3 protein-coding genes are annotated in these 3,083 nt (G+C 65.3%); 1 reads left to right on the top strand and 2 read right to left on the bottom strand.

Features of this window, described 5'->3' with window-relative positions:
- A partial coding sequence (locus ACRCSW_RS06670) for an IS30 family transposase (RefSeq protein ID WP_438703641.1) occupies positions 1-1,141 on the bottom strand: 1,141 nt, incomplete at its 3' end.
- A 269-nt stretch (positions 1,142-1,410) separates the two neighbouring features.
- Between ACRCSW_RS06670 and ACRCSW_RS06665 the strand changes: the two genes are divergently transcribed.
- The gene (locus ACRCSW_RS06665) at positions 1,411-2,616 is read left to right on the top strand and encodes an aminopeptidase P family protein (protein ID WP_438703639.1); all 1,206 of its coding nucleotides are present in this window, start codon (positions 1,411-1,413) and stop codon (positions 2,614-2,616) included.
- Between the two features lie 350 nt (positions 2,617-2,966).
- Here the strand turns inward: ACRCSW_RS06665 and ACRCSW_RS06660 are convergent, their stop codons facing one another.
- Positions 2,967-3,068, bottom strand: coding sequence for a GlsB/YeaQ/YmgE family stress response membrane protein (locus ACRCSW_RS06660; RefSeq protein WP_438703643.1), 102 nt, complete (start codon positions 3,066-3,068; stop codon positions 2,967-2,969).
- Positions 3,069-3,083 lie beyond the last annotated feature (15 nt).

The raw sequence follows: 3,083 nt of genomic DNA, 5'->3' as shown, positions 1-3,083 counted from the left end.
ATGCTTGGAAACGCTCGGCGGGTGTTTCGTAGTCGAGCGTTTTGCGGGGGCGTTCGTTGAGCTGCCGGGCGACGGCGCTCAGCTTTGCCTGACTGTATACCGACAGATCGGTGCCTTTGGGGAAGTATTGGCGCAAGAGCCGGTTGGTGTTTTCGTTCGTGCCGCGCTGCCAGGGGCTTTGCGGATCGCACAGGTAGACCTCGATATCCGTGGCCAGCGTGAAGCGTCGATGGCCTGACATCTCGGTTCCGCGATCCCAGGTGAGGGATCGGTAAAGCTCGCGCGGGAGCTTCCTTGACTGCTTGATGAGGGCCGTCATCACGCTCTGCGTGTCCTTGTTGCAGACCTTCGCCAGCATGACGAAGCGCGACTGGCGCTCGACCAGCGTGGCGATGAAGCTGTTGGCGGAGCCTGCGATCAGATCGCCTTCCCAGTGGCCGGGCACGGCGCGATCTTCGACCGATGCCGGTCTGTCCCGGATCGACAGGGCATCCTTGATCTGGCCGAGGCCGTCGCCCTTCAAGCTGGCATGGCGCGACCGGCGGATCGACCGTCTGGCGCGCAGATGCGCCAGCAATTCCTTCTTCAGCACACCACGGGCCTGAATGAACAGGCTTTTGTAGATCGTCTCATGGGACACGCGCCTCTGCGCGTCATCGGGATGCTCTCGCATGAGCCAGCCTGCAATCTGCTGCGGGGACCATTTGCGCCTGAGTTTGGCGGATATGGCGCGGCAAAGATATGGGCTGCCCGCCAGCTTGCAGGGTTTGGGACGCCGCGCGCGGTCCCAGGCCGCCTGATCCGACGGGGTTGCGCGATACTGCGCCGCACCGCCGTTGCGTCGGACCTCGCGGCTGATGGTCGATGCGGACCGCTGCAGGGCACGCGCGATGGAGCGCAGGGACTGCCGGGCGCGCAGGCCTCTGGAGATCTCCTCGCGTTCGCCGAGCGTCAGGGCCAAGCGGGACCGCACCCGATCAGGCGGGCGGATGCCGCCCGTGCGCGCCAGAAGCGGATAGATCGACGACGAGTTGCGCTCAAATCCCCGACCGATCGAACTCATCGACTCGCCGCGCTGCCAGCGATCCCAAATCTCCGCCTTCTGCTGGTCCGTGAAGAATATCCGGCGACGATACGTCATGGCTCACACTCCTTACTTCAATCAAAGAATGAAGTGTTGCGACGACCCGTTGAACCCACCGCGCGAAACACTCATTCGAACTGACCCACGACCAAACGCCCGCCGCCCCTTGCCAATCGCCCCACACCCCGGCATCCTCTGCCCCAAGCCGTGACGATGGCGTCGTCACAGGGGCCTGGCCCCGCCGCCCGCTGACCCGTCAGCTTCCGTCCTGTACGCCGGGACCTTTCGGGGTTCCGCCGCAGGCCCCATCCGCATGAGGTCTGACCATGGAACGCCCCGAACAGTACCGCTTTCACAACAACACCAAGGCCCCCCTGCCTTTCGCCGAAGCCGAATATGCCGACCGTCTGGCAGGCCTGCGCGACATCATGGAGCTGCATTCGCTCGACGCCGTCGTGCTGACCTCCATGCACAACGTCGCCTATTACTCGGGGTTCCTCTACTGCTCGTTCGGGCGTCCCTATGCCTGCGTCGTCACCCCCACCGCCTGCGTCACCATCTCGGCCGGCATCGACGCGGGCCAGCCCTGGCGCCGCTCCGTCGATGACAACATCACCTACACCGACTGGAAGCGCGACAATTTCTGGCGCGCCGTCGTATCCGTCACCGGCACCGGCCGCGCCATCGGCTGCGAGGCCGACCACCTGACGATGGAGCGCGCCGAAAAGCTCAACGCCTTCCTGCAGCCCAAACGCGGGATGGACATCGCCCCCGCCACCATGGCCCAGCGCATGATGAAGTCCCCCGCCGAAATCGCCCTCATCAAGCACGGCTCCAACGTGGCCGACATCGGCGGCTATGCCATCCGCGAGGCGATCCGCGAAGGCGTGACCGAGCTTGAGGTCTCCATCGCAGGCCGCGACGCGATGGAGCGGGAGATCGCCAAACGCTTCCCCGATGCCGAATACCGCGACACCTGGGTCTGGTTCCAGTCGGGCATCAACACCGACGGCGCGCACAACCCCGTCACCAACCGCAAGCTGCAGCGCGGCGACATCCTGTCGCTCAACTGCTTCCCGATGATTTCCGGCTACTACACGGCTCTTGAACGCACCCTCTTCGTGGGCGAGGTCGACGATGCCTCCATGCGCGTCTGGGAACACAACATCGCGGCGCATGAATACGGCATGACGCTGCTGCGCCCCGGTGCCTCCTGCGCCGAAATCACGGGCAAGATCAACGACTTCCTCGCCGAACGCCAGATGCTGCAGTACCGCACCTTCGGCTACGGCCATTCCTTCGGCATCCTGTCGCACTACTATGGCCGCGAGGCCGCACTGGAACTGCGCGAGGATATCGACACGGTCCTCGAACCCGGCATGGTCATCTCCATGGAACCGATGCTCACCATCCCCGACGGCCAGCCCGGCGCAGGCGGCTACCGCGAGCATGACATCTTCGTCGTGACCGAAGACGCCCCCGAAGACATCACGCATTATCCCTACGGGCCTGCGTTCAACGTGGTGGGGTGAGGGTCCGGTGCCCGTCCCTTCGGCGGCGGGCTCAACCGTTGCGCATAACGATGTGGCCAGTCGCCGCGTTGAGCGCAGCGTCGACGGTCGGGAAATATGCGCCTTCGCACTGCCGTTGGTGGTTCTTCCCGCCCGGGGTTAACAGCGCGAAGCGCCCCCGGGCCGCGCCTGACCGCCCCGGAGGGCGGGCGCGTTTGCGGAACCTGCGCGGGGATTGGCCTGGGGAGTGGTGGTGCCATAAAGTGCTGACCACGGGCGTCGGCAGCGCCCACCCGCGGTCAGGCGCGGCCCTCTGTGGCGCCGGGGCCGAACGTCCACACAACCGCCATTCACTCCCCCAACCCCACCCCTCAGGCCCGCTTGATCAGCCTGATCAGAAACAACAGGATCACCGCGCCAACTGTGGCCGCACGGATCGATCCGAAGATGCCACCGCCCAGCCCCAGCCCGATGCGCGGGAACAGCAG

This window comes from Tabrizicola sp. (assembly GCF_051645465.1).
Classification (GTDB): Bacteria; Pseudomonadota; Alphaproteobacteria; order Rhodobacterales; family Rhodobacteraceae; genus Tabrizicola.
Note: the sequence above shows the minus strand (reverse complement) of the source record. Positions and strands in the feature narration are given on the sequence as shown.